Below are 25,751 nucleotides of genomic sequence, written 5' to 3'. Positions count from 1 at the left end.
GTCAAGTGCTGACTCACTGCGACCGTCACTCATTCGAACGGATAGCACTGTCTTGCATGCAGCACATTCAGCACTTCGATGCGGTCTGACATTACCGCGTAAACGACGATGTAATTCGGGTGAACGACAATCTCACGAGTCCCCAGAATACGACCATTGCGATACAGATAGGGTGCGATCGCAGCAGATTGCGGTGCTGCTTCAATCGCGCTCTTGATTGCTCGTGCAGCGGACGGGTTGCGTTCGGCGATATAACGGATGATCTGCAGGAGGTCGAGGCGCGCGGTTTGAGTCCATACAATCTGGAACGTCAAGCGGCCCTCGACTTGTGACGTTTCTCGGCCTCAGTGATGACCTTTTCCACTTCGGCCATCACCTGGTCATGCGGCACGCGCGGCCGCGTATCCGCCATCGAGCGTCTTACTTTCTCCCGAAACCACTGGTCATAAGCTTCCGCTTCCTCAACAGTGGCGAATTCAGAGACGATCGGATCGAGTGGAGTAGGCATTTCAAATTCTCGTTTCATAGTGAAAACGATGATAACGCAGGCGTTTCCCGCCCGTCACCTCGTCCGTCCGGCCGATTGCGCGTAGCATCAAGTCACGTTCACGTTCTTCTTTTTCACCTTCCCCACCGCAACCGCTTCCTCCGTCTTCACCACCGGCCGCTTGAAATAAGGCGAACTCAACGTCGCCGCGCCCATGTCCGATGCCGCTTCCAGCAGCGCCGGCGCAAGCTCCTTCAGCCGTGCGTCGGGCAAACGGCTCGTCGGGCCAGCGAGACTCACGACCCCGACGACCACACCGGTCACCGGATGATGAATCGGCGCGGCCATCGACGTCATGCCGGCCTCGTACGTCTCGCTCGCGATCCCATAGCCGCGCTCGCGGGCCGCCTGCAGGTCCGCGAGAAATTGCGCAATCGTCTTCGGCGCCTTCGGACCGCCCGCGCCCGGCTTGCCCAGGCCGCCCTGCTTCGACACGAGTTCGAGCGCTTCCTCGTCCGTGAGCGACGACAACCATGCCTGCCCGCTCGCCGTGCAATGCAGCGGCGGCTGGCTGCCCATGTCGGGGTCGTAGCGCAGCCCGGACTTCGCGCCCTGCGCCTTGCCGACGAACGTGATGTGATCGCCCTCGACCACGCCGAGGCGCGCCAGTTCGCCCGACTGCGCCGCGAGCCGGTCGAGCACCGGCTGCGACACATCGAGCACGCCGCCGGTCGACAGATAGATGAGCGCGAGCGACACGAGCTTCAGCGCGAGCATGTACTCGCCGTGATCCTCGTCCTGCCGGACATAGCCTTCGTCGATCAGCATCGCGAGCAGCCGGTGCGTGCCGCTGCGCGGAATGTTGAGCGTATCGGCGATGGCGGCGAGCTGCATCCGCCCGCCGTTTTTCGCCAGCAACTCGATGATCGACAACGCCCGCTCAAGATTCCCTGCCATCTTTCAGTCTCTCGAAGTTCCGATGCGGCATGAGTAGAACACGATTCCACCTCGGAATTCAACCGGCACGCATCAATGTTCGGCGTAGGTCTCCTCAAGCACCGCGAGCGTCGCGTCACCCAGACGCTTCGCCCGAGTCAGCGCGTTCGCGGTCTTCGCCCATTGGTTCATCGGCACTTCGATCGAGAGCGGCAAGCCATCCGGCAACGCGCGCAGGATGCCCGCGAGATCGATCCCGCCCTCGCCCGGAATCATGCGCTCGGCACGCGCCTGATAAAGCAGCGTGTCGAGATCGGCCGGACGCTCGGCGGGCGCATCGCAGAACTGCACGTAGCCGAACCATTCGCGCGGCAATTCGCGCAGCGTTTCTGTCGACGATCCCGCGCGGTCGAAATGAATCGGATCGACGATCAGGCCCGTGTTCGCGCGCTCTGCCGCCCTCACGATGCGCGCGCCCTGCACGATGTCCTTCGCGTCGGTCCAGGGCATCGGTTCGAGCGACGGGGACAGGCCATACGGTTTCGCGAGATCGCAGAGCGCCGCGAGCCGGTCGGCGGTGCGCGCCTCGTCGGGATCGTTGCCCGCGACGAGCACGTAGCGCGCCCCGAGCGCCGCGGCGGTTTCGAGCATCGGCTCGTAATCGGCGACGTTCGTGTCGGGCTTGAGGCGCAGGATTTCGGCATCGAGCACGCCGATTCCGGTGTCTTTCAACGCCGCGAGCGTTTCGCGCCTCAATGGCGTCGCGCCGACGATCTCATGGCGCACCTCGGTATCGGTCGCCGGCAAGAGCCGCAGGCCGACGAAATCGTAGCCCGCCTGCGCCGCGCACTCGACCATCTGCGGCGGCGTCAGTTCGAGAACCGTCAGCGCGGACAAAGACAGCTTGCGTCGTGACATCGATGTCTCCAATTAGCGCAGCGGCGAGAACGGCGCGGGCATGTAGATGGTCGATTCCATCGTCGTCAGATGAGCCGGTCCGCCCTTCGGCGGCCAGATGCCGTCCTTCACGGCTTCCGCGCGAATGCGCGAGCGCTCGTCGACACTCTTGTACGGCCAGATGTTGAGAAAGCGCGGCACGGTGCCATCCAGCGCGTACATCGCGCCGATGAGCGGCGAGCGCGTCGTGCGCTCCGGCACGGCGTTCTTCCATGCATCGATCGTATGTTGCAGGCTCGCGAGCTTCGTGCCGTAGACGCGCATCTCGTAGATGCCGCCGTGTACCGCGGGCTCGATCGGCGGCAGAAACGGAAAGAGCGCGTAGCTGCTCACTTCGACATCGGTGATGAATTCGCCGCAGCCGAACGGATTGCCTTCGAGCAGCAGGCGCTGGCGCTCCTTGATCAATGCGACCTCCGATTCGAAGCCGCGCAGCACCATGACCTTGCCGAGCGCGCCGATATCCGAATACCAGCAGCCGAGCAGCTTCGAGCCGGCTGCATCGCCGCTCGCCTTGATGTTCTCGAAGACTTGCGCGTTCGCGCCGATCTTCACCGTCAACGTGACTGTGTCGTACAGAGTCATTGCAGAGTCCTTGCCTGTTTGAAGTTGGAGAGATTCGTGATGTCGACGCGGGCCGGTTCGGCCAGTTCGAGACCCGCGAGATAGCCGAAGGTCATCGCCGGGCCGAGCGTGATGCCGCCCGCGGGATAGTGGCCGCCCATCATGCTCGCGGCGTCGTTGCCGACCGCGTAGAGGCCGCGAATCGGCGTGCGCGATTCGTCGAGCACGCGCGAGCGCGCATCCGTCGAGAGTCCGGCGAAGGTGCCGAGGCTGCCCGGCACGAGCTTCACCGCGTGAAACGGGCCATCGGCGATCGGCGCGAGACACGGATTCGGCGTGTGCGATGCATCGCCCTGCACGCGGTTGTACGGCGTCGAACCCTTGTGGAATTGCGGATCGAAGCCGTCTTTCGCGTAGCCGTTGTACGTGGCGACGGTATCGGCGAGGCCGCGCGCATCGATGCCGCATTGCTGCGCGAGCGCTTCGAGCGTCGGCGCGGATTTCAGATAACCCGAGCGCTCATACGGGCCGAGCGGGAACGGAAACGGCTTCGCGAAACCGAGGCCATATCTGCGCTGAAACCGATGATCGCAGACGAGCCACGCGCAGGCTTCCTCGCCCGGCGCCGTGGTGCCGATCAGCGCGGAGATGAAGTCGTAGTACGACGACGCCTCGTTCGTGAAGCGCCGGCCCGCGCGCGTCACAGCGATCACGCCCGGCTTCGCGCGCTCGATCAGATGCGGAAACGCGGCCGCATCGCCCTTGGCCTTCGGCACGAGCGAAACCGGCGCCCATGCGGCGGGCGCTTCGAGCGACGCATCGAAATGCGCGCCGGCCGCTTCGCCGATACGAATGCCATCGCCGGTATTGCTCTTCGGCGCAGCCGACCAGTGCGGCGCATACGGAAACGTCTCGGCCTGACGCTTCGCGTCGTGCGGATAACCGCCGCACGCGAGCACGACGCCGCGCCGCGCGCGCACTTCATGCATCACGCCGTCGATCTCGACGCGCGCGCCCGTCACGCGATTCTCCTCGCGCATGAGCGACACCGCGCGCGCGCCGGTGCGCAGATCGACACCGCGATCCGCCGCCGACTTCAACAGGCGCGCGACGAGCGCATTGCCGTTCACGAGGTGCATCGAACGGCGATAGCGCAGCATGTGCCACGCGAACGCGGCGAAGCGCTTCGTCACGTGCCACGCCGACTTTGCGCTGCGCGTCGCGTTCAGAAAATGCGCGAGGTCTTGCCCCGACGCGATCGCCATGCCCTTGATCGTCACTTCGGCCAGCGGCGGCCGAAGCTTGTCGATCAGCGGACCGAGCTCGCGCCCGTCGAACGGCATCGCGCAGACCGAGCGCCCGCCCGTGGCCGCGCCTTGCGTCGTGTGGAAATCGGGAATGCGATTGCCGTCGATGAAACGCATCGACGTGTTGCGCTCGAAGAATTCGATCATGCGCGGCCCGTGCTCGATGAGCGCATCGGCCTTCGCGGCGTCGAACTGCGCGCCGAGCTCGCTCTTCAGATACGTGCGCGGCACGCTTTCATCTTCGACGATGCCCGCGCGCGTCGCGAGCGGATTGCGCGGAATCCACATCCAGCCGCCCGACCACGCGGTCGTGCCGCCGAACACGTCTTCCTTTTCGCAGACGAGCACGGAAAGGCCCTGCGTCGCCGCGGTTACGGCCGTCGACAAGCCGCCCGCGCCGGAACCCAGCACGAGGACGTCGCATTCGAGAATCGGTTCGAGCTTCATTTGGCGTGTGCGGGCGATTGAAGTTCGACGGGCAACGTGAGCGCTTCATCGCGCGCGTCCGTCAACGCCGCGCGCGATGCCTTGCCGCGCGCCACCGCATGCCGCGCCGCCAGATAGCCGAACGCGAGACCCGGACCGAGCGTGATGCCGGGGCCGGGATAGACGCCGCCCATCACCGACTGCATGTCGTTGCCGCACGCGTAAAGGCCGCCGATCGGCCGATCGTCGCGATCGAGCACGCGCGCGTGCGTGTCGGTGACGAGGCCGGTCGCCGCGCCGATATCGCCGGGATAGAGCCGCACCGCATAGTACGGCGCCTGGCCGATCGGACCGAGGCACTTGTTCGGGCCGTTCCAGTTGGCGTCGCCATTGGCGTTCTGATAATCCGTCGTGCCGCGCTGAAAATCCTCATCGACGCCGGTCTGCGCATAACGATTCATGCGCGCGACGCTATCGGCGAGGCCTGTCTTGTCGATGCCGAGCTTGGTCGCCAGTTCGTCGAGCGTCTTGCCTTCGACCAGATAGCCATCGGCGAGAAACGGCGCGAGCCCTTTGCCGCCCGGACGCACCATGCCGAGCCCGTACTTGCGCAATCCTTCGGAGTCCGTGACGAGATACGCGGGCACCGAAGACGTCGTTTCGTTCGCTTTCTGCATCGCGATGCCGAACAGGTGATACGACGTGTTTTCGTTGAGGAAGCGCTTGCCGGTCTTGTCGACGGTGATCATGCCCGGCTTGCCGCGATCCATGATGAAGTGCGGGAACACGGCGGTCGTGCCGTCGGCGCGCTTGCGCACGGAAACCGGCGCCCAGAACGCGTTCGACAACGCGCTCTCGCCGAAGCGCGCGCCCACGTCGAGCGCGAGATCCTGCGCGCTGCCGGTGTGGCCGGGTGCGCCGGGACACCACGACGGATCGGCGCCCGGCAACATCTCCCTGCGACGCGTCGGATGACGGTTGAAGCCGCCGCTCGCGAGAATCACGCCGCCTTTCACGTTCACGCGACGCCGCTCGTTGACGTGGCTCAGCGTCACGGCTTCGATACCGTTCGGGCCGCTCTCCAACGCATCGATCTTCGTGTTCGTCAGCACCGTGACGCCACGCTGAAGCAACGAATGCAGCAATCTTCCGATCAACGCGTTGCCCATCACGAGCCGCGTGCCGCGCGGCGCGCTCATGCGGTCGCGCGCGTGACGCGCGAGCAGCTTCGCCGCGTGTCTGAACGACGCGAACGACTTCGTCATGTTGAGCAGGTGCCCGACGTCGTCGCGATCGACCATCATGCCGCCGAGCACGGTGAATTCGGGAATCGGCGGACGGATCAGCGAAAACGCGCGGCCGAGCTTGCGGCCGTCGAAGGGCAGCGGCTCGAGCGCGCGTCCACGCAGCGTCGAGCCTTCGATTTCGGACAAATAATCCGGATGAAACGGGCGCGCGCGATATTTCACGTCGGAGTTCGCTTCGATATGCGCGACGGCTTTCGGGCCGGCATCGAGAAACGCGCGGCGCATCGCGACGCTGCTGCGCTCGCCGACCGCGCGATTCAGAAAGCCTTCGGCGTTCGCGGATGTATCGTCGCGATTGACGCTCGCCGCGTGCATCGACGCGGGAATCCACGTCGTTCCCGCCGAAAAGGCCGTCGTGCCGCCGACGTATTCCGTGCTTTCGACGAGCAGCACGCGCGCACCGTCGATGGCCGCGACGAGCGCCGCCGACATGCCCGCGCCGCCAGCGCCGACCACGATTACATCGAACGTTTCGTTCTGTCCCAGATTGTTCAGTGTCTCTACCATTCGTCCGCTCCGTCGCGCTACAAATCATCATTTCATTCGACGACCCGCAACGCGTGTTTTCAGTAGAACTCGCTTTGATAATGGAATACTATTCCAGAAACGCGGATGAAGCCAAGTTCTTTTTTGAGACGAACGGAGGAACGATATGCGAGTGCTGGTGACAGGCGGGAGCGGTTTTCTGGCGGCGTGGGTGATGCGGCGGCTGCTCGCCCGCGATATGGACGTGCGCGCTTTCGACGTGCGCGAGGACGCGCGGCTCCTGCGCGCGCTCGCGCCCGAACGCGCCGATGACGTGCAATGGCGGATCGGCGATATCGGCGACGCGAGCGATGTCGCGGGAGCGCTGGAAGGCTGCGACGCCGTCATCCATCTCGCCGGCGTGCTCACGCCCGCCTGCGCCGCCGATCGGGTGCGCGGCGCGCGCATCAATCTGATCGGCACGCTCAACGTGTTCGACGCGGCCATCGCGTGCGGCTTGCGCTCGGTGCTGTATGCCAGCAGCGCGGGCGTCTTCGGCCCCGACGACGGCGCGACGCCGTTCCCTACGACGCACTACGGCGCGTTCAAGCTCGCGTGCGAAGGCTCGGCGCGCGCGTACTGGCACGACCACGGGATCGCGAGTATCGGTTTCCGGCCGCTCGTCGTGTACGGCGCGGGGCGCGAGACGGGATCGAGCGCGGGCCCGAGCCTCGCCTGCCGTGCGGCCGCGCGCGGCGAGCCGTACACGATTCCCTTCACCGGCGCGACGGGACTCGTCTACGCCGACGACGTCGCCGCCGCCTACGAACGCGCGCTCACTCACACGTTCGACGGCGCGCACGCGTTCACGCTCGCGGGCGATATCACGCCGATGCAAACCGTGATCGCGACGCTTACGCAGATCGCGCCGGACGCGCGCATCGACGCGGCGGGCGCGCCCTTGCCCATCGCGACGTCCTTTCCCGACGATCCCGCGCTCGCGCGAATGCTCCCTGGCCTCGCGAAGACGCCGCTCATCGACGGATTGCGGCAAACCGTGGCGTTCTACCGGTAGAGAAAGCAGGCCTTGGCACCGCCTGTTCCTTGGGGCACGATTCGCTACTTCAGGAACACGGTGCCACGCATGCAAGACACGACCCGAACGCCCCCGGCCAGTACGAAGCTGCTCAAAGGCATCCTGCCGATCAACCGCGCCGCCGCGTTACGCGACGCGCTCGCCGGCATTTCGCTCGCGTCGATGGACATTCCGCAGGTGCTCGGCTATGCGCGCATCGCCGGCATGCCCGCGGTGACGGGCCTCTACACGGCGTTCCTGCCGCTCTTCGCGTTCGCGCTCTTCGGCGCATCGCGGCATCTCGTGGTGGCCGCCGACTCCGCGACGGCAACGATCTTCGCGAGCAGGCTTTCGTCGATGGCCGCCGCGGGCAGTCCGGAATATGTCGCGCTTGCGGGCATGGTCGCGCTGCAGACCGCCGCGCTCCTGCTGCTCGCGCGCCTCTTCAAGCTCGGCTTTCTCGCCGATTTTCTGTCGCGCACCGTGCTGACGGGCTTTCTCGCGGGCGTCGGCGTGCAGGTGTCGATCGCGATGCTCGGCGACCTCTTCGGCATGACCGTGCCGTATCCGTCCTCGCGCAGCCTCGCGCAACTCGTCTACGTGATCGGGCATGTCATGCACGCGCACGGGCCGACGCTTTTGCTCGCGCTCGTCGTGATCGTCGCCATCCTGGGCAGCAAGCGCTTCGCGCCTCGTCTGCCGATACCGCTCGTCGCGGTGATCGGCAGCATCGTCGCGAGCAAGTTCTTCGACTTCGCGGCGCGCGGTATTTCGGTGCTCGGTCCCATCGACGGCGGCTTGCCCCCGATCCGCTTTCCTCAGGTCACGTGGCAGCAATGTCTCGATATCGTGCCCGTCGCGGCGTCGTGCTTCGTGATGATCATCGCGCAGAGCGCGGCCGCCGCGCGCGTGTTCGCGCAGCAGTATCACGAGGACGTCGATACCAACAGCGACATTCTCGGCCTCGCCGCGGCGAACGCGGCGGCGTCGCTGAGCGGCACTTTCGTCGTCAACGGCAGCCCGACGCAGACCGCGATGGCCGAGCGCGCCGGCACGCGCAGCCAGTTCGGACAGCTCGTTTTCGCGGCAGTCGTCGCCGTCGTGCTGCTGTTTCTGAGCGGCTATCTGCGCTATCTGCCGCATTGCGTGCTGGCGGCCATCGTGTTCACGATCGCCATCGGCCTCGTCAACGTGCAGAGCCTGAAGGACATCCGCGCCGAAAGTCCGGGCGAATTCGCGCTCGCGCTCATCACGGCGGCCGCGGTGGTGCTGGCGGGCGTCGAGCACGGCATTCTGCTCGCGGTCGCGCTCTCGCTGATGCGGCATGTGCGCCACAGCTATCACCCGCACACGATGGTGCTTATGCCCGTCGCGCCCGGCAAACCCTGGCAGTTCATGCCGACGAAACCCGGCGCGATGACCACGCCTCAACTGATCGTCTACCGCTTCGGCGCGGATCTGTTCTACGCGAACGATCATTTTTTCGCGTCGGAAGTGACGAAGCTCGTCGATACGGCATCCGACGGATTGCGTCATCTCGTCGTCGATGCCGGCGCGATCACCGATCTCGACTACTCGGCGGCCCGCACGATCGGCGAGCTGATCGAGACGCTGAGGGCGCGCGGCGTCGCGGTGATCTTCGGCCGCGTGAACCGCTTTCTGCGCAACGACATGGATCGGCACGGGCTTACGCCGGTGCTCGGGGCGTCGAACGTGTTCGACACGCTGCACGAGGCGCTCGCAGCGGCCGGCGTGAATTCGGGCGCGCATGTGCCTGATGCGTTGTGAGGTGTGACGGGCGTGCGCTCTGTCGCGGATCCCTGCATTGCAGAGGCCACAACGATTCGCGTTCGACCTCGCGGTGCTCTTGCAGTCTCGTGGAGGCTTGAATCATTGACCGTTAGTTGCCTCAACTAGCAAACACGATTTTGTTGAATGCTATTCCATATTCAACTACTATTCACATCACGGGCTATCACAGATTTCGATCACGAATCAGGAGGCAGGCAAGGCATGGCGCAGGACACTTCCTTTTCCGCATCGCTCGATGCGGGCTTGAGCGGCGCGACGCGCGTCTATTTCATCGTCGGCGATCCGATCGCGCAGGTGCGCTCGCCCTCCGGCGTGACGGCGGCGCTGAGAGCGGCGGGCCGCGACGCGATCGTGATTCCGGCGCACGTCGCGCCCGGCGATCTCGACGCGTTCTTCGCGGGCATCGCGCACTTGCAGAACTGCGACGGCGTCATCATCACCGTGCCGCACAAGTTCGGCGCGACGGCGCACTGCAAGTCGCTGACGGACGAAGGCGCGTTTCTCGGCGCGGTCAACATGCTCAAGCGCGACGCCGACGGCACCTGGCACGGCGGCGCATCGGACGGCATCGGCATGGTCGCCGCGCTGCGGGACGCGGGCTGCGAGCCGAAGGCCAAACGCGCGCTGCTGATCGGCGCGGGCGGCGCGGGCTCGGCGATCGGCCACGCGCTCGTCGATGCAGGCGTCGTGTCGCTCGCGATCCGCGATTTCGACGCCGGGCGCACGAGCGCCCTCGCCTCGCGGCTCGCCGCGCTGGGCCGCGGCGCGGTGAGCGTCGCCAACGATGCGCCCGCCGAAAGCTACGACCTCATCGTGAACGCGTCGCCGGCGGGCATGCGTCCCGGCGATGCGCTGCCGATCGACGTCTCGCGCCTGCCGCCAACGACCTTCGTCGGCGACGTTGTGACGAAACCGCCGCTTACGCCCTTCATCGAAGCTGCTCGCGCGCGCGGCTGCACGACCGTCACCGGCACGCAGATGTTCGGCCGCGTGTGCGATGCGATCGTCGCGTATCTGTTGAAAGACTGACGACGCACAACATTCGCCGCGCAAGGAATCAGAGCATTCTGGTTCAATCGCGGCGCGCATTCGTTCAACATTCCGGCCGCGCATCGCGTCCCTCGCGATGCGCACCGGCCTGCTGGTTTCGAAGCGAATCGCAGACAAGCGCCGCCCTCCGCCGGGCGGCGTTTTTTTGCGCGACGTTTCGGACACGCCGGCGCGAGCGCGCGTTTCTCATGAGACACGCGCGCTCGCTTCGAGGGCCAATGAAACGCGTGCGGGCGCACGCAAGAGGCTGGAATGAAATTGAATCGAAAAGGAATTCGACGCGCGGCGCGTGCGTGCTTCGCGGCCGTCGCATTCGCCACGCTCGCCGCGTGCGCGACCGGGCCGGGGGCATCGGCGCCGCTGCCGGCGGACAGCAAGCTCGCGATCGGGCGAATCGTCGGCAAGCAATATCTGACGACCGTGTCGACGGGCGCGGCGCCGTCTTCGGGCCCATCGGTCGGCGTGGGTGCCGGTGGCATCGGCGGGAATGGCTGGAATGGCGTGGGCGGCGGCGCGGGCCTGAGCTTCGATCTGACGAGCCTGTTCGAGAAGGCGCCGGAACAGACCGCGAAGGTAAACCGCTATAGCGTGCAGATGAACGACGGCTCGAAGCGCGATGTCGACAGCACGCTCGAACTCAACGAAGGCGCGTGCGTGACGACGATCGATTCCAGCCAGCCCGGCTATCCGAGGCTGACGAGCGCGGACGCCTGCTGACAGCATCGCAACTCGCAACAGTCCGATCGATTCATTCGCATATCGAACGATCCGCGCGATCTATCCTGAAACGCAGTAATTCGCGGCCGCGATTGTGTTTCGTGCAGGGCTTTGCCATACTGGGTTGCCCCACCTCCTCATGCGTCCGCCCTCGGAATATCGAGCCCCCACACGGATGCACTCCCGCCGCCTCTCCAGGCGGCGTTTTTTTGCATGCGGCCTATTACCTTCGACGTAATTGCCCGGCCCACCTCCTCCTGCGACGATGCAATCACACTGATCATCGACAAGGAGACGGACATGCCCGCGAATCATTATCGAGTTCACGCCGAAATCGCCCGCCCGAATTACGTCGCGACGAGCGGCGGCGTCGAGCTTTTTTATCGCGACTGGCAGCCCGAAGCTACGCACGGCAACGGCAAGACCATCGTATTCGTCCCCAGCTATTCGCTGCCGGGCGACATGTGGGCGTATCAGATGCTGCCGCTCGCGCGTCAGGGCTTTCGCTGCATCGCCTACGACAGGCGCGGCCACGGCCGCTCCAGCGATCCGGCCACCGGCTACGATTACGACACGCTCGCGGACGATCTCGCCGCCGTCATGAACGCACTCGATCTTTCGAATGTCACGCTCGTCGGCTATTCGATGGGCGGCGCGGAAGCGGTGCGCTATCTGACGCGTCACGGCAGCGCGCGCGTCGCACGCCTGGCGTTGATCGCATCGACGTTGCCGATGCTGGCGAAGACGCCGGACAATCCGGATGGCATCGACCGCGCATACGTCGACGCCTTCCAGCACGACTTGATGACGGACTATCCAAAGTGGCTCGCAGACAATGCGCGGCCGTTCGCCGGGCCGGGCGCATCGCAGGCGATGATCGACTGGATCCGGGAAATGGCGTTGCGCACGTCGCATCAGGCGCTGTTCGCGTGCAACGAAACGGTAAGCAGCGGCGATTTTCGCGACGAACTGCGCGATATCGACGTGCCGACGCTCATCGTGCAGGGCGACCGCGACGTGTCGAATCCGCTCGAACTGACCTCGCAACTCACGGCGCACCTGATTCCGAACGCGCGGCTCGTCGTCTACGAAGGCGCGCCGCATGGCGTTTTTCTGAGCGATGCGGCGCGACTGACGGCGGATATCGCTAAGTTCGCAAGCGAAGCGCATCCGCCCAAGCAGCTGACCGAGTAAGCTCAATCACACATCTGAAACGCCGCGCAATGACAAGATGCGCGGATCACCTCCATGTGGTCTTTAGCCAACGGCGTGGACAAAGAGACCCTGCACTAAGCTGTTTCGTACATTTTCAGCGCACGGAGCACGCTCAAGGCATTCGTGAGCTTTTCAAGCGATGCAGAGGCTGCTCTCGATTCTTTCGTGTAGGCCTCGGCATTTTTCTTCAGTTCAGCGAGTGAATCTCTTAGCTCGACCAGTTCATCTATGAACTGCTCGTCAATCTCGGCAGTGACAAAAGCCGTGAGGCACGTCTGACATTCTCGGCCCCGGCGGAACCAGTTTATGTCGTTATGATCCGTGCGATGCCAACGTCGTCCCGATTCGCCGATGAAACTTGGGCTAATACCTTTGCAGACAGTTACCTGTCTACATGTCGGACACCACATCTTGGTGCCTCCTTGACTCACTCGCATTGCTCACCTGAAATGTTGAAAATTACTTATAGGGCTCTCTCTTTCACAATGTTAGCAAACCTTAAAAGTTTCCGACCTGCAAAGGTCACCCTGATCTTCAGGTTGAACGTTACAAAAATGAAGCAATCACTTTCTCCTGCGCGATCGAACGGTATCAGCGCTCAGTAGCGACGCTGATTGACACCGACGCGCGCGACATGAAAGCATCGCCGCGCAGTCCTGCCCACCTCCATCGGAGTCCACCGCGATGATCTTCCACGCATCCCTTCCCGCCAACGATCCGAAGCACGTCGCGCACGTGCTTGCCGAACTGTGGGACGGCTTCGCCGCGCCCTTCTCGCCGTTTCCCGACGCGTGGATGGCGGTCGCGGGCGACGATCGAGGCAGCATCATCGAGGTCTATCCGAGCGATCAGGTCATCACGCCGGGCGGCGGTCACGAGGAAAGCGTCAGCTACGGCGCCAATACTTTGAAGCGTCCGCAGTACAGCGCGTTCCATATGGCGATCGCGACGAAGCTGAGCGCGGAAGACGTCATCGCGATCGGCGAGCGCGAAGGCTGGCGCGCGGTGCGCTGCACGCGCGGCGACAACTTCTTCCGCGTGATCGAATTCTGGATCGAAAACTCGACGATGCTCGAATTCCTCACGCCCGAGATGCAGGCCGAATATCTCGCTTTCGCCACGCCCGAAAACTTCAAGGCGATGGCGGCCGCCGCCGCGCCTCAGTAGGCGCTTCGCGTTGAGGACCGTTCGCCACGCAGCCCGAACAGCAGCGCGGCGCCGCTCGCGAAGAGCAACAGCGAAAGCAGGTGCACGGCGAGATCCATGCTGCCCGTCACGGTGCGGATCTGGCCGATCACCCACGGACTCACGATGCCGCTCGTGATGCCGATACTGCTGATGACCGCGATGCCCGCCGCCGCGCTCTTGCCCGGCAGATGGCTCGCGGGCACGGCCCAGAAAATCGGCAGCGCGGCGAAAATCAGGGTCGCCGCGAGCGAGAGAATCGCGAGCATCAGCGGAAAGCTCGGAAAGTGCAGCGTGAGCGCCGCGAGCGCGATGCCGCCGCCGATCGTGCAGCACGCGAAATGCTTGCGCCGCTCAGCGACGCGATCCGAATGGCGCGCGATCAGAATCAGTCCCACCGCGCCGATCGCGTTCGGCACGACGGTGTAGAGGCTGACGGACAGCACATCGGTGATGCCGAAATCGCGGATCATCAGCGGCATCCAGAAACTCAGCGTCAGCGATGCGCACGTCAGCGAAAAATAGATGAACGCGAAGAGATAGAGACGCGGGTTGCGCAACGCGTCGAGCAGGCCGCGGCGGTCGTGCGCATCGGTGCTGGCGTTCGTTTGCGGGCACAGCGCGGCCAGGCGCTCCTGTTCCCCTTGCGTGAGCCAGTGCGCATCGCGCGGCGTGTCCACCAGGACCCGCAAGGCGACGAGGCCGAGCAGCACCGCGGGTGCGCCCTCGATCGCGAACATCCATTGCCAGCCGTGCAAGCCCATCACGCCCGCCATGTCGCGCATGATCCAGCCGGACACCAGTCCGCCGAACACGCCCGCCACCGCGACGCCCGCGAAAAACACCGACATCACCCCGGCGCGCCGCTTCGCCGGAAACCAGTACGTCAGATACAACACGATGCCCGGAAAGAAGCCCGCCTCGAACACGCCGAGGAGAAAGCGCAGCAGATAGAAATGCCCGGGCGTCGCGACGAACATCATGCCGACCGATGCCGCGCCCCACAGCAGCATGATCCGCGTGAACGTGCGGCGTGCGCCGAACTTCGCGAGCAGCAGGTTGCTCGGCACTTCGAAGAGCACATAGCCGACGTAGAACACAGCGGCGCCGAGGCCGTACATCGCATCGGAGAAACCGAGATCGTGCTTCATCTGCAACTGCGCGAAGCCGATATTGATGCGGTCCAGAAACGACACCACGTAGCACAGAAACAAAAACGGAATGATGCGCCACGCGATTTTGCGAAACAGCGCATCGTCCGACAGGGCGTGTATTTCCGCGACGGAACTCGGGCTGAGCGCCGCCGTGCTGATCGACTTCGACATGTCTCGCTCCAGATGGGCGTGAGAAGGCCGGCGTCTTGAGCGCGCCTTTTTGCCTGAACAGAAAGAAGAGCGGCGCGTTTTTAGTACGCGCCGCGAGGGATGACCGTCAGTCCTGCAGCGCGGCCCACATATCCTTGTCGCGCTGGGCCGTCCAGATGCGCGGATGCTTGATGCCGCTCGCCTCGTCATAGGCGCGCGACACGTCGAACGGCAGGCAGTGTTCGTAGATGAAGACGTGGCCGAACTTGGGGTCCATCGCGCGGCGGGTGAGCGCCATCGAGCCCTTCAGATCGAGCTTCTCGGCGACGGCTTCGCGGCCCGCCTGCAGCAGCGTCGTGACGAAATCTTTCGTGTAGTCGAGGCCTTTGTCGACTTCCGCTGGCGACAGCAGCGCGGGACCGCGGCCCGGCACGAGCTTGTCCGCCTTCAGCGCGCGCAACGCTTCGAGCGTCGTGGGCCATTCTTCGAGTTGCGCGTCGCCGCAATAACAGGCGGCGTCGTACTCGACCAGATCGCCGGAAAACAGCACCTTCTGCGACGGCAGCCAGACGACCGTGTCGCCCTTCGTATGGCCCGCGCCGAGATGGGCGATCTTCACTTCGAGCTTGCCGAGGAACAGCGTGATTTCCTTCTCGAAGACGAGCGTCGGCCACGTGAGGCCGGGCACCGTCTCGACGCCGGCGAACAGACGCGGGAAGCGCTCGATTTCCGACTTCATGTCCTGCTCGCCGCGCTCGACGATCATTTCGTACGTGCCCCGGCTCGCGATGACCTGCTGCGCGCCTTCCGCGAAATACGCCGACGCGCCCAGCACACGCACCGCGTGGTAATGCGACAGCACGACGTATTTGATCGGCTTGTCGGTGACGCCGCGGATCTTCGCGATGAGGTCCTGCGCCATTGCCGGCGTGGCGGTCGTATCGACGATCAGAACGCCGTCGTCACCGATGATCACGCCCGAGTTCGGATCGCCCTCAGCCGTGTACGCGTACGCGTTCTCGGAAAGCTGCGTGAAGGTGACCTTCTTCTCTTCCAGATCGGCCTGCGATGCGAATGCTTTTGCCATGATCGTGTCTCGATTCCATTCTCGTGGGGATGAATGGATGATCGTCGTGGCGATGATATTTGTCAACAGCAAGTGCGCTTGTTATTTGCAAATCAAGGGTAAATACCGAATCGCGTCATCGGATGATTCCTGCTCGGCTAACATCTGCCATTCGTTCACTTTTATCGATCGCGGAGCGCTCTTGGTTCGTCCCACTCATGCCACGCCTGACGCCGAAGCCGGCGAAGAGAAAAAACAGCGCGGCATTCAGAGCGTCGAAGTCGGCGCGCGTCTGCTCGATGCGCTCGCCGCACGGCGCGAGCCGCTCGCGTTGAGCGCGCTGGCCGAAGCCGCCGGGCTCTCGACCGCGCAGGCGCATACCTATCTCGTGAGCCTCACGCGTCTCGGGCTCGTCAAGCGCGACGCGCTCACCGGCAACTACGAGCCGGGTCCGCTTTCGCTGCGTCTCGGTCTGTTGAATCTGGAACATCAGCCGGCGTATCGCGCGGCCGCGTCACGCGTTCCGGCGCTGGCGCTCGCGACCGGCATGAGCGTCGCGGTCAGCGTCGCCGGGCCGCAAGGGCCGACCATCGTGCGTTACGAGCGCGGCGGCTATCCGCTGCATGTCAATTTGCACGTCGGCACGGTGATGTCGCTTTCCGCGACGGCGACCGGACGCGTCTTCCGCGCTTTCGACGATGACGCCCGCGTCGCCGCGATGCTCGCGCATCAGGCCGAAGCCGACGCGCCAGAGATGAGCGCGCGCATCGGTGAGATACGGGCGCGTGGCATCGAACGCGGCGTCGATGCGCCGAGTCCGGGCGTCAGCAGCATGAGCGTGCCGGTATTCGACGGCGCGCAGCGCATGCAACTCGCACTGACGGCGATCGGCCCGACCGGCCTGTGCGATGTCGATTGGGACGGCCCGCTGGCGCGCGCGTTGAAAGACGCGGCACGCGATATCACCGGATTGCTTTCATGACGACGTTCGACGAAGACATCAAGCCGCAGCGCGGCATCAACGCACTCGACGCGACCGGCGATCTGCTGCGCGCACTGGTTGCGGCAGGCCAGCCGCTCACGCTGCGCGATCTGGCCGCCGCTGCCGGCATGCCGCCCGCGAAAGCGTTCGCGCATCTGGTGAGTCTGGTGAAGGTCGGCCTGCTTGCGCGCGACGACGCCGGGCTTTTTCACGCGGGCCGGTTGAGCCGCGAGCTCGGGCTCATCGCGCTGCAACGTCTCTCGCCGATCCGCGATGCGGAAAGCGAAATCGTCGCGCTCGCCGCGAGCACGTCGATGACGGTTGCCGCCGCCGCGCTCGGCCCGCTCGGCCCGACCGTGATACGGCTGGAAGAATCGGCGCGGCCACAGCATGTCAGCTTGAGAGTCGGCACGGCGATGTCGCTCGTCAACACGGCGATCGGGCGCGTCTACGCCGCGCATCTGCCGGCGGACATGCTCGCGTCACTGATGGAACAGGATCACATCCGCCTCGCGGGTTCGGCGCCGGATGCGGGACTGGATACCGCGTATCGCGCGCGGCTCGACGGTATCAGGGAACGCGGCCTCGAAACGGCGCTCGGTGTGCCGGTGCCCGGCATCCATGCGCTGGCCGCGCCGGTTTTCGATCACACCGGCAGCGTATGTCTCGTGATTGCGCTGATCGGCTCGTCGGGCGGCTTCGACAGCACTGCGGACGGCCCGCTGGCACGCGCCCTTCTCGCCGCGACGCGGCGCCTGTCGTGGCGTTTCGGCCTGATGGAAGCGAACGGCTGGGCGACCTAGCGGCCCCTGGCTCGCTCCGTGCCGGTTACGCGGATTGCGGGAAAACGGTCGGTCGGCTTCGCGATCTCGTCCTGAGACGCGACGATTTCCAGCTCGTAGCGCCCCGCATCATAAGTCGCCTTGACGACGGCATTCACCGCCGCGAGCGTGTGCTCCAGCGCCGTGCGCAGCGAATCGCCCTGCAGGGTGCGCGCGACGAACACCGCGCTCGTCAGATCGCCTACGCCCACCGGCTGCCGCGCGAACGGATACAGCGGGCGCTGGGCGAACCACGCTTCGGAGGGCGACACGGCGAGCATGTTGAAAGTGTCGGCGCGGCTGTTGCGATCGAGCAGATGCTTCACCATCACGATGCGCGGGCCCCGCGCGATCACGTCGCGGCACGCGTCGACCGCTTCTTCCACCGTCTCGATGGTGCGCCCGACGAGCTTTTCCAGCTCGACGTGATTGGGGATGATCGCATCGGCGATTTCGGGCATGGTCGTGACGAGGAAATCCTCGATGCCCGGCGCGACCGTGCAGCCGCCCGTCTGACCCATGACCGGATCGCAGAAATAGAGCGCGCGCGGGTTCACGGCCTTTACCATCTTCACGATTTCGACCACTGCGCGAGCCTGCTCCGGCGCGCCGAGATAGCCCGACAGCACCGCGTTGCAGCGCGCGAGCACACCGATCGCGCCGATGCCTTCGATCACGTTCTGAAGCTCGTCGGCGTCGAACGCGCTACCGGTCCAGCGGCCATACTGCGTGTGATTGGAGAACTGCACGGTGTTGAGCGGCCAGACGTTGACGCCCAGACGCCGCATCGGGAAAACCGCGGCGCTGTTGCCCGCATGGCCGAACACCACATGCGATTGAATGCTCAGGACGTTGTTCATGTTCTGCTTTCCCGATTGATCGTGTCCGGACTGGTGAAACGTTTGTCGCGCCGATGGTCGTGCGGCGCAGCGCAACAGCGACTTTACGAAGAGCGCCCGTGGACGCCGTCTGCGGGCGTGCGCAGGCAACTCGATCTTCGTATTGTGCCGTGCCTCGACGCACTGCGGCATGGCCCGTTCGATATAAATTGCCAACACGGGTTTTATCAAGCGATCCGATCGATCAGAAGCCCAAAAGGTCGCGTGGCTGCAACACCATCATCGCCCGAAGACGCCGCGCAGCACGCCCGTGCGCCGTTCGGCACGCCGCTTGCTCGATCGATCCGATTGCATCGGCGGTGCATCAACGCGAAAAAAACGAGCGAGTTCAGCACACGGAGTCGAATGCGCGCCGGATAATGCTCATCGACGCAACAGCGAAAGCACACGAGGACGAACACACGGCAAGACATCAATAGTCGCAGGTCAAATCAGGAGGCTGGCATGGAGACGCTGTCTAAGAATCGCACCGATTTGCAAAAGTCGACCCTCGCAATCGTTCTCGCCGGCGGGCGCGGTACCCGCCTCGGCCCGCTCACCGACAAGCGCGTGAAGCCGGCCGTCCACTTCGGCGGCAAGTACCGCATCGTCGATTTCGCGCTGTCCAACTGCCTCAATTCCGGCATCCGCCGCATCGCCGTCGTCACGCAATACAAGGCCCATTCGCTCATCCGGCACCTCCAGCGCGGCTGGGGTTTCCTGCGCGGCGAGTTCAACGAGTTCATCGATATCTGGCCGGCGCAGCAGCGCGTCGATTCGAGCTGGTATCGCGGCACTGCCGACGCCGTCTATCAGAACCTCGATATCGTCCGTTCGATCGGGCCGGAATTCGTCATCGTGCTGGCGGGCGATCACATCTACAAGATGGATTACACGCGCATGGTGCTCGACCATGTGGAGAGCGGCGCGGACTGCACGGTCGGCTGCATCGAGGTGCCGCGCATGGACGCCGTCGCGTTCGGCGTGATGCACGTCGACGAGAACCGCCGCGTCACGGACTTCCTAGAAAAGCCCGCCGATCCGCCCGCGATGCCGGGCAAGCCGGATATCGCGCTCGCGAGCATGGGCATCTACGTGTTCAGCGCGAAATATCTCTACGACATGCTGCAGGAGAACATCGAGACGTCGAACACGGATCACGACTTCGGCAAGGACATCATTCCGCGCGTCGTCACGACCGGCAAGGCGATCGCGCATCCGTTCGGCATGTCGTGCGTCACGTCGAGCACCGATCCCGAAGCGCCCGCCTACTGGCGCGATGTCGGCACGGTGGACGCCTATTGGTCGGCGAACCTCGATCTCGCCTCGACCATCCCCGAACTCGATCTCTACGACCGCAACTGGCCGATCTGGACCAATCAGGAACAGTTGCCGCCCGGCAAGTTCGTGCGCGACCTGAACGGCCAGCAAGGCGCCATCACGAATCTGCTCGTGTGCGGCGGCTGCGTGATTTCCGGATCGCAGGTGTCGAAGTCGGTGTTTTCGTCGGCGGTGCGGGTGCACTCGTTCTGTAACATCAATGAGGCAGTCTTGTTGCCTCAGGTGACCATCGGGCCGAGTTGCAGATTGCAGCGCGTCGTGATCGATCGCGGTTGCACGGTGCCCGAAGGTCTCGTGGTCGGCGAGGATCCGGACGACGACGCCGCGCGCTTCTTCCGGACTGAGTCGGGTGTCACGCTCATCACGCGCGATGCACTGGCGCGACTGCCGCAAAGCTAGGCGTCGGCGCGCCGGACGACCACGACAACACGAATCCATTCGACGGGAGCGCCGATGACCGTATGCGTGCTGCATGCCGCAGCAGAAATGTTTCCGCTGTTGAAAACCGGCGGCCTCGCCGATGTAGTCGGCGCATTGCCGCCCGCGCAGTCGCAACTGGGCACGGATGCGCGCGTCGTGCTGCCGGGCTTTCCCGCCGTGCTCGCGGGCCTCGACGACCTTCAGCCGGTCGCCGATCTGGGCGCCGCGTTCGGCGCGGGCAACGTGCGGCTCGAACGCGGCGTGCTGCAGCCGCACGGCGTGGCGGTGTACGTCGTGCGCGCGGATCAGTTCTACGATCGCCCGGGCAATCCGTATCTCGATGCCGCGCATCGCTCATATGCCGACAATGACCGCCGCTTCGCGCTGCTCGGCTGGGCGGCGGCGCGCATCGCGACGGGCGCCGATCCGGCGTGGAAACCGCATATCGTCCACGCGCACGACTGGCACGCGGGACTCGCGCCCGCGTATCTGCGCGCATTCGAGCGCGACGGCGCGGCCAGGGTAGCGAGCGTGATGACCGTGCACAACCTCGCGTACCAGGGCACGTTCGCCGCGTCGGAATTCGGGGCGCTCCAGTTGCCCGCCGACTTCTACGCGGTGGACGGCGTGGAGTTCTACGGCCACGTCTCGTTCCTGAAGGCGGGCCTCTACTACGCGGACCGCATCACGACGGTGAGCCCGACCTACGCGCGCGAAATCCAGACGCAGGCGCACGGCGCCGGGCTGCACGGCTTGTTGCAGACGCGCACCTACGACATCACCGGCATCCTGAACGGCGTCGATTATTCGATCTGGAGCCCGTCGGTCGATGAATCCATCGCGGCGAAGTACACCGCGTCGAAGCCATCGGCGAAATCGAAGTGCAAGGCGGCGCTGCAGGAACGCATGGGACTCGCGCGCGACGACGACGCCCTGCTCTTCGGCGTCGTCAGCCGGCTCACCGAGCAGAAAGGGCTCGATCTGCTGCTCTCGGCCGTGCCCGATATCGTGCAGCGCGGCGGCCAGCTCGCCGTGCTCGGCACGGGCGATCCGGCGCTCGAAACCGGCATGAAGAACGCGGCGGCGGCGCATCCGGGCGCGGTCGCGATCGAGCTGGGTTTCGACGAGACGCTCTCGCATTCGATCATCGCGGGCAGCGATGTGGTAATGGTGCCGTCGCGCTTCGAGCCGTGCGGCCTCACGCAGCTCTACGCGCTCGCGTACGGCTCGCTGCCGCTCGTGCATCGTGTGGGCGGGCTTGCCGACACCGTCGTCGATAGCTCGCTGGAAAATCTCGCCGACGACCTCGCGACCGGCTTCGTCTTCGATACCTTCGATCGCGCGGGCATCGTCGGCGCGATCCGGCGCGCGTTCGCACTGAAGGCGCGACGCACGGACTGGAAAGCCGTCGTCAAGCGCGCGATGGGCCAGAGCTTCAGCTGGGAAGCGGCCGCGCTGAAATACGCCGAAGTGTATGAGGAATTGAAGAGTCGCTGAAGCCTTCCTTCCGTGGGCGCACGCCTTGCTGCCGAGGAACGACTGACCATCACGGAACTGCACATGCACAAACCCCTCGCAGGCCAGATCGCGCTCGTGACGGGCGCGAGTTCGGGCATCGGCGCGGGCGTCGCCACCGCGCTCGCCGACGCGGGCGCGCACGTCGCCATCAACTATCACTCGCACGCGGAACCGGCCGAAAAACTCGCCGCCGCGATCACGGCGAAAGGCGGCGAAGCGTTCGCGGTCGGCGCGGACGTGTCCGATGAAACCCAGATCGACGCGATGTTCGATGCCGTCGTGAAGCGCTTCGGGACTATCGATATCGTCGTCGCGAATTCCGGTCTGCAAAAGGACGCGAAGTTTTCCGCGCTTACGCTCGCCGACTGGAACACGGTCATCGAAACGAACCTCACCGGACAATTCCTGACCGCGCAACGCGCCGTGCGCGTATTCGAGCGGCGCGGCATGCGCGACGTGTCGAAGGCGCTCGGCAAGATCATCTGCATGAGCTCGGTTCACGAGGTCATTCCGTGGGCGGGACACGTGAACTACGCGGCGTCCAAAGGCGGCATCCAGATGATGATGAAAACCATCGCGCAGGAAGTCGCGCCGCAGCGTATTCGCGTGAACGGCATCGCGCCCGGCGCAATCCGCACGCCGATCAACAAGGACGCATGGGACACGCAGGAGAAGCTCGACAAGCTGCTGACGTTGATTCCGTACGGGCGAGTCGGGGAAGTGGAGGATATCGGCCGCGCGGCGGTCTGGCTCGCGTCCGATGACAGCGATTACGTCGTCGGCACGACGCTTTTCGTCGATGGCGGCATGACGCTCTATCCCGGATTCGCGGATAACGGCTGACATCGCATCGACAGAAACACGGGGACGGAATGAACGAAATCAAGGTTGACGTCGCCGTGATCGGCGCAGGCACCGCGGGCATGGCCGCGTTGCGCGCGGCGCGGCTCGCGGGCGCGAACGCGGTTCTGATCGAGGGCGGCGAGTTCGGCACGACCTGCGCGCGCGTCGGCTGCATGCCGTCGAAGCTGCTGCTCGCGGCGGCGAATGGTTTGCACGATGCGCGTTCGCTGGCCGCGCGCGGCATCGAAGGCACGCACGCGCTCGAAGCGGACTATGCGCATGTGCTCGACTACGTGCGGCGCGAGCGCGATTACTTCGTCAAGAGCGTGCTCGAAGAAACCGACGCGCTGCCCCGCGGCATCGTGCTGCGCGGCGAGGCGCGCTTCGAAGCGCCGACGCGGCTCGTCGTCGGGGATCACACGCGCGTCGAGGCGAAGAGCGTCGTGATCGCGACGGGCGCGGCGCCGAGCGTGCCCGAGGAACTGAGGGTGTTCGGCGACAAACTCATCACGAGCGACGATCTTTTCGAGCTGCGCACGCTGCCGAAGCGCATCGCGGTGTTCGGCGCGGGACCGATCGCGCTGGAGCTGGGACAGGCGCTCGCGCGTCTCGATGTCGATATCCTCATGTTCGGCAAGGGCGGCCGCGTTGCAGGGCTTACCGACAAACCCGTGCGCGATGCGCTCGCCGCCGCGCTCGCCGACGAGTTCTATTTCGATCCCGACGCGAAGTTCGAAAAGATGTCGCTCGAAGACGGCGTGCCCACGCTGCGCTTCACCTCGCCGGATGGCGCGAGCCACGTCGAGCGCGTCGATCTGGTGCTCGCAGCGACGGGCCGCAGACCGAATCTCGCGCCGCTCGCGCTCGAAAACGCGGGCATCGAACTGAACGAAAAAGGCGTGCCGCTGTTCGACGAAACCACGATGCAATGCGGCACGAGTTCCGTCTTCATCGCGGGCGATTGCGACGGCACGCGCCCCTGGCTTCACGACGCCGCCGACGAAGGCAAGCTCGCCGGCGACAACGCCGCGCGCTTCCCGGACGTGCAGGCGGTCAGGCGCAAGGTGCCCTTCTCGATCGTGTTCAGCGAGCCGCAGGCGGTGAGCGTCGGCGCATCGTACGACGAGCTCGACAAGCAGATGACGGTGACCGGCGAGGTATCGTTCGAGAATCAGGGCAGAAGCCGCGTGATGCGGCAAAACCGCGGCTTGCTGCACGTCTACGCCGACGCGAAAACCGGCGAGCTTCGCGGTGCGCAAGGCTGCGGCCCGGCGATGGAGCATCTGGGGCATCTGCTCGCGTGGGCGCTGCAACTTGAGTTGACGCTCGATGAAACGCTCAAGCTGCCTTTCTATCATCCGGTGGTGGAAGAAGGCCTGCGCAGCGCGCTGAAGGATGCGGACAGAAAATGCTATGAAGCGCGTTCGGAGGCACCGCCGACCTTACCGAGCGCGGCAGGTTGCTAGGCGCGCCAAAAACAAAACGCCGGCTGCGGAGAGCCGGCGTTTCTTCTTTCGAATCATGCAAGGGAGCCGTCAGCGATCAGCTTCCGCTCAAACCATATTGCAGTGCAAGATCGAAACCCAGCACCACTAGCGAACAGAACAGACCCAGCGACAAATTTGCCAGCCGGTGGCCGACATCCTTGTGCTTCGTCAGAACGGCGCCCGCGAGGAACGCGATTTCCACGATGACCTGCATACAGAACACGGCGATCATCAACGCGAACTCATAACCCATCGAGTTGAAGTTCATGAAGTTGAAGCCGTTCACCGCGACCCAAGACCCCACTCGCCAGGCTTCGTATGCCAATAGCAGCAACGGAAAGAAATAGCTGGCTACATAAGTCGGCACCGTGGCGTGCCGCAATTCCATATTTAAGTGACGTGTTACTTGCATCGCGTACTCCTCATCTGATTGCCCGAAAACGACGGGCGTTCTACCTGCACCGTGGCGCAACCGGAGCGTTCTGACCGAACGGCAGACGGGCGTCGTGCTTTCAGAATAGGACAATTTTCGGGAAAGCGAATCATCGTATTCCCGATGATCACACCCAGTAAGGGACTACACGATGCATTGTGCAGTGCAACTGAACAACGTTGTTATTTAGACCCTTGAATTCGGCACGCGCGTGCGTACCGAACCCATAACTCGTTTGATCGCTTATTGGCCGTTTTGTTGCTTGGCGTATAGCTTGATAATCCCTGAAAAATCGAGTCCGCCGAGTCCCTGCTGGCTCATCGACTGATACAACTGTTGTGCCAGCGCGCCCATGAAAACCGGCTGCTTTGCGCTACGCGCCGCATCGACGGCAAGGCCCAGATCCTTCAGCATCAGATCCGCTCCGAACCCGCCCGAATATCCGCGCGAGGCGGGCGCCGTTTCGACGATTCCCGGATAGGGATTACACGTATCCGAACTCCAGCAACGCCCGGTCGATGTATTGACGATGCTCGCCAGTTTCGTCGGATCGATGCCGAGTGTTTCGCCCAGTTTCATCGCTTCCGCGACGCCGATCATGGAAATCCCTAGCAGCAGGTTATTGCAGATCTTGGCGATCTGACCGGTGCCCGTTTCGCCGCAACGCACCATGTTTTTGCCCATCCCGGACAGCACGGGGCGCAGCGTTTCGAAGAGCCCTTCGTCGGCGCCGACCATGAAGGTCAGCGTGCCCGCCTGCGCGCCGACGACGCCGCCGGAGACCGGTGCATCCGCGAACGGATTGCCCTGCTTCGCCGCCGCTTCGCCGATGAGCTTCGCAGTGGCCGGATCGATCGTGCTGCTGTCGACGAGCGGCACGCCTTTCGCGACGCCAGCGAGCACGCCGTCATCGCCGAGATAGACCGACTTCACATGCTGCGCTGCGGGAAGCATCGTGATGACGACTTCCGCGCCTTCGGCGGCCGCGCGCGGCGAAGCGGCCAGCGTCGCGCCCGCCGCTTTCGCCGCGTCCAGCGCATCGGGCACAAGATCGAACGCCGTTACCGCGTGACCCGCTTTGAGGAGATTGGCGGCCATCGGGCCGCCCATGTGCCCGAGGCCGATAAAGCCTATTTTCATCTCCGTCTCCTTTTC

22 protein-coding genes and 1 pseudogene are annotated in these 25,751 nt (G+C 64.6%); 11 read left to right on the top strand and 12 right to left on the bottom strand.

Translation table 11 applies throughout. The features are described 5' to 3' along the window. Positions 1–29 precede the first annotated feature (29 nt). The 7 genes from PQR08_RS05085 to PQR08_RS05055 all read right to left on the bottom strand — a co-directional run bounded on the left by PQR08_RS05085 (position 30) and on the right by PQR08_RS05055 (position 6,491). Positions 30–314, bottom strand: coding sequence for a type II toxin-antitoxin system RelE/ParE family toxin (locus PQR08_RS05085; RefSeq protein ID WP_250484583.1), 285 nt, complete (start codon positions 312–314; stop codon positions 30–32). Continuing rightward, positions 311–508, bottom strand: a complete 198-nt coding sequence (gene relB, locus PQR08_RS05080; protein ID WP_250484582.1) for a type II toxin-antitoxin system RelB family antitoxin — start codon at positions 506–508, stop codon at positions 311–313. The genes PQR08_RS05085 and relB overlap by 4 nt, the downstream gene beginning before the upstream one ends. Positions 509–595: 87 nt before the next feature. Continuing rightward, positions 596–1,444, bottom strand: a complete 849-nt coding sequence (locus tag PQR08_RS05075; protein WP_250484581.1) for an IclR family transcriptional regulator — start codon at positions 1,442–1,444, stop codon at positions 596–598. Between the two features lie 72 nt (positions 1,445–1,516). Beyond that, a complete protein-coding gene (locus PQR08_RS05070; RefSeq protein ID WP_250484580.1) occupies positions 1,517–2,341 on the bottom strand; it encodes a sugar phosphate isomerase/epimerase family protein in 825 nt (274 codons plus the stop codon). 12 nt (positions 2,342–2,353) lie between these two features. Further along, on the bottom strand, positions 2,354–2,965 hold the full coding sequence (locus tag PQR08_RS05065; RefSeq protein WP_250484579.1) for an NIPSNAP family protein: 612 nt from the start codon (positions 2,963–2,965) through the stop codon (positions 2,354–2,356). Further along, on the bottom strand, positions 2,962–4,698 hold the full coding sequence (locus tag PQR08_RS05060; protein WP_250484578.1) for an FAD-dependent oxidoreductase: 1,737 nt from the start codon (positions 4,696–4,698) through the stop codon (positions 2,962–2,964). The genes PQR08_RS05065 and PQR08_RS05060 overlap by 4 nt, the downstream gene beginning before the upstream one ends. Continuing rightward, complete coding sequence (locus PQR08_RS05055) at positions 4,695–6,491, bottom strand: FAD-dependent oxidoreductase (RefSeq protein WP_250484577.1); 1,797 nt, start codon at positions 6,489–6,491, stop codon at positions 4,695–4,697. The genes PQR08_RS05060 and PQR08_RS05055 overlap by 4 nt, the downstream gene beginning before the upstream one ends. Positions 6,492–6,636: 145 nt before the next feature. Here PQR08_RS05055 and PQR08_RS05050 point away from each other — a divergent pair, with 145 nt between their 5' ends. The 6 genes from PQR08_RS05050 (at position 6,637) to PQR08_RS05025 (ending at position 13,485) form a co-directional block, all read left to right on the top strand. After that, positions 6,637–7,524: an NAD-dependent epimerase/dehydratase family protein gene (locus tag PQR08_RS05050; protein ID WP_250484576.1), complete on the top strand. Its 888-nt coding sequence runs from the start codon at positions 6,637–6,639 to the stop codon at positions 7,522–7,524. A 69-nt stretch (positions 7,525–7,593) separates the two neighbouring features. Further along, complete coding sequence (locus PQR08_RS05045; protein WP_250484575.1) at positions 7,594–9,312, top strand: SulP family inorganic anion transporter; 1,719 nt, start codon at positions 7,594–7,596, stop codon at positions 9,310–9,312. A 225-nt stretch (positions 9,313–9,537) separates the two neighbouring features. Further along, positions 9,538–10,365, top strand: a complete 828-nt coding sequence (locus tag PQR08_RS05040; RefSeq protein ID WP_250484574.1) for a shikimate dehydrogenase family protein — start codon at positions 9,538–9,540, stop codon at positions 10,363–10,365. Positions 10,366–10,638: 273 nt separating this feature from the next. Beyond that, positions 10,639–11,103 carry a hypothetical protein gene (locus tag PQR08_RS05035; RefSeq protein WP_250484573.1) on the top strand — a complete coding sequence of 155 codons (465 nt, stop codon included), beginning with the start codon at positions 10,639–10,641 and terminating at the stop codon, positions 11,101–11,103. Positions 11,104–11,403: 300 nt separating this feature from the next. Beyond that, positions 11,404–12,297, top strand: coding sequence for an alpha/beta fold hydrolase (locus tag PQR08_RS05030; protein WP_250484572.1), 894 nt, complete (start codon positions 11,404–11,406; stop codon positions 12,295–12,297). A gap of 705 nt (positions 12,298–13,002) precedes the next feature. Beyond that, entirely contained in the window at positions 13,003–13,485 is a 483-nt protein-coding gene (locus tag PQR08_RS05025) for a hypothetical protein (protein WP_250484571.1), read from the top strand. Here PQR08_RS05025 and PQR08_RS05020 read toward each other — a convergent pair. Both PQR08_RS05020 and PQR08_RS05015 read right to left on the bottom strand, forming a co-directional pair. Further along, on the bottom strand, positions 13,479–14,828 hold the full coding sequence (locus PQR08_RS05020) for an MFS transporter (protein WP_250484570.1): 1,350 nt from the start codon (positions 14,826–14,828) through the stop codon (positions 13,479–13,481). The two genes, PQR08_RS05025 and PQR08_RS05020, sit on opposite strands and share 7 nt — an antisense overlap. Before the next feature lie 106 nt (positions 14,829–14,934). Beyond that, positions 14,935–15,894, bottom strand: coding sequence for an MBL fold metallo-hydrolase (locus PQR08_RS05015; protein ID WP_250484569.1), 960 nt, complete (start codon positions 15,892–15,894; stop codon positions 14,935–14,937). Here PQR08_RS05015 and PQR08_RS05010 point away from each other — a divergent pair. Then, positions 15,776–17,658 (top strand): annotated as a pseudogene (locus tag PQR08_RS05010) (IclR family transcriptional regulator). The gene PQR08_RS05015 and the pseudogene PQR08_RS05010 sit on opposite strands and share 119 nt — an antisense overlap. Here PQR08_RS05010 and pdxY read toward each other — a convergent pair. Continuing rightward, positions 17,655–18,536, bottom strand: coding sequence for a pyridoxal kinase PdxY (pdxY, locus tag PQR08_RS05005; protein ID WP_187606401.1), 882 nt, complete (start codon positions 18,534–18,536; stop codon positions 17,655–17,657). The pseudogene PQR08_RS05010 and the gene pdxY sit on opposite strands and share 4 nt — an antisense overlap. Before the next feature lie 483 nt (positions 18,537–19,019). On the opposite strand from pdxY, the gene glgC reads away from it, so the two are divergent. The 4 genes from glgC (at position 19,020) to PQR08_RS04985 (ending at position 24,142) form a co-directional block, all read left to right on the top strand. After that, the gene (gene glgC / locus PQR08_RS05000) at positions 19,020–20,294 is read left to right on the top strand and encodes a glucose-1-phosphate adenylyltransferase (protein WP_035507443.1); all 1,275 of its coding nucleotides are present in this window, start codon (positions 19,020–19,022) and stop codon (positions 20,292–20,294) included. Positions 20,295–20,348: 54 nt separating this feature from the next. Beyond that, complete coding sequence (gene glgA / locus PQR08_RS04995) at positions 20,349–21,812, top strand: glycogen synthase GlgA (RefSeq protein WP_250484568.1); 1,464 nt, start codon at positions 20,349–20,351, stop codon at positions 21,810–21,812. 63 nt (positions 21,813–21,875) lie between these two features. Continuing rightward, positions 21,876–22,676 (top strand): SDR family oxidoreductase, encoded by an 801-nt coding sequence (locus tag PQR08_RS04990; RefSeq protein WP_250484567.1) that lies wholly within the window; start codon positions 21,876–21,878, stop codon positions 22,674–22,676. A gap of 29 nt (positions 22,677–22,705) precedes the next feature. Further along, on the top strand, positions 22,706–24,142 hold the full coding sequence (locus PQR08_RS04985; protein WP_250484566.1) for a dihydrolipoyl dehydrogenase: 1,437 nt from the start codon (positions 22,706–22,708) through the stop codon (positions 24,140–24,142). Between the two features lie 76 nt (positions 24,143–24,218). Here PQR08_RS04985 and PQR08_RS04980 read toward each other — a convergent pair whose 3' ends face one another. Next, entirely contained in the window at positions 24,219–24,575 is a 357-nt protein-coding gene (locus PQR08_RS04980; protein ID WP_035507454.1) for a hypothetical protein, read from the bottom strand. 264 nt (positions 24,576–24,839) lie between these two features. After that, positions 24,840–25,736, bottom strand: coding sequence for a 3-hydroxyisobutyrate dehydrogenase (gene mmsB / locus PQR08_RS04975; RefSeq protein ID WP_250484565.1), 897 nt, complete (start codon positions 25,734–25,736; stop codon positions 24,840–24,842). Positions 25,737–25,751 lie beyond the last annotated feature (15 nt).

Origin of the sequence: Caballeronia jiangsuensis (genome assembly GCF_046030135.1) — a bacterium.
GTDB classification, from domain to species: Bacteria; Pseudomonadota; Gammaproteobacteria; order Burkholderiales; family Burkholderiaceae; genus Caballeronia; species Caballeronia jiangsuensis.
This window is presented reverse-complemented; position numbering and strand designations above follow the sequence as displayed.

Coding starts and splice junctions, on each gene's coding strand:
- relB (WP_250484582.1), bottom strand. CDS start 508: ATGCCTACTCCACTCGATCCGATCGTCTCTGAATTCGCCACTGTTGAG.
- PQR08_RS05075 (WP_250484581.1), bottom strand. CDS start 1,444: ATGGCAGGGAATCTTGAGCGGGCGTTGTCGATCATCGAGTTGCTGGCG.
- PQR08_RS05070 (WP_250484580.1), bottom strand. CDS start 2,341: ATGTCACGACGCAAGCTGTCTTTGTCCGCGCTGACGGTTCTCGAACTG.
- PQR08_RS05065 (WP_250484579.1), bottom strand. CDS start 2,965: ATGACTCTGTACGACACAGTCACGTTGACGGTGAAGATCGGCGCGAAC.
- PQR08_RS05060 (WP_250484578.1), bottom strand. CDS start 4,698: ATGAAGCTCGAACCGATTCTCGAATGCGACGTCCTCGTGCTGGGTTCC.
- PQR08_RS05055 (WP_250484577.1), bottom strand. CDS start 6,491: ATGGTAGAGACACTGAACAATCTGGGACAGAACGAAACGTTCGATGTA.
- PQR08_RS05050 (WP_250484576.1), top strand. CDS start 6,637: ATGCGAGTGCTGGTGACAGGCGGGAGCGGTTTTCTGGCGGCGTGGGTG.
- PQR08_RS05045 (WP_250484575.1), top strand. CDS start 7,594: ATGCAAGACACGACCCGAACGCCCCCGGCCAGTACGAAGCTGCTCAAA.
- PQR08_RS05040 (WP_250484574.1), top strand. CDS start 9,538: ATGGCGCAGGACACTTCCTTTTCCGCATCGCTCGATGCGGGCTTGAGC.
- PQR08_RS05035 (WP_250484573.1), top strand. CDS start 10,639: ATGAAATTGAATCGAAAAGGAATTCGACGCGCGGCGCGTGCGTGCTTC.
- PQR08_RS05030 (WP_250484572.1), top strand. CDS start 11,404: ATGCCCGCGAATCATTATCGAGTTCACGCCGAAATCGCCCGCCCGAAT.
- PQR08_RS05025 (WP_250484571.1), top strand. CDS start 13,003: ATGATCTTCCACGCATCCCTTCCCGCCAACGATCCGAAGCACGTCGCG.
- PQR08_RS05020 (WP_250484570.1), bottom strand. CDS start 14,828: ATGTCGAAGTCGATCAGCACGGCGGCGCTCAGCCCGAGTTCCGTCGCG.
- PQR08_RS05015 (WP_250484569.1), bottom strand. CDS start 15,894: ATGGCAAAAGCATTCGCATCGCAGGCCGATCTGGAAGAGAAGAAGGTC.
- pdxY (WP_187606401.1), bottom strand. CDS start 18,536: ATGAACAACGTCCTGAGCATTCAATCGCATGTGGTGTTCGGCCATGCG.
- glgC (WP_035507443.1), top strand. CDS start 19,020: ATGGAGACGCTGTCTAAGAATCGCACCGATTTGCAAAAGTCGACCCTC.
- glgA (WP_250484568.1), top strand. CDS start 20,349: ATGACCGTATGCGTGCTGCATGCCGCAGCAGAAATGTTTCCGCTGTTG.
- PQR08_RS04990 (WP_250484567.1), top strand. CDS start 21,876: ATGCACAAACCCCTCGCAGGCCAGATCGCGCTCGTGACGGGCGCGAGT.
- PQR08_RS04985 (WP_250484566.1), top strand. CDS start 22,706: ATGAACGAAATCAAGGTTGACGTCGCCGTGATCGGCGCAGGCACCGCG.
- PQR08_RS04980 (WP_035507454.1), bottom strand. CDS start 24,575: ATGCAAGTAACACGTCACTTAAATATGGAATTGCGGCACGCCACGGTG.
- mmsB (WP_250484565.1), bottom strand. CDS start 25,736: ATGAAAATAGGCTTTATCGGCCTCGGGCACATGGGCGGCCCGATGGCC.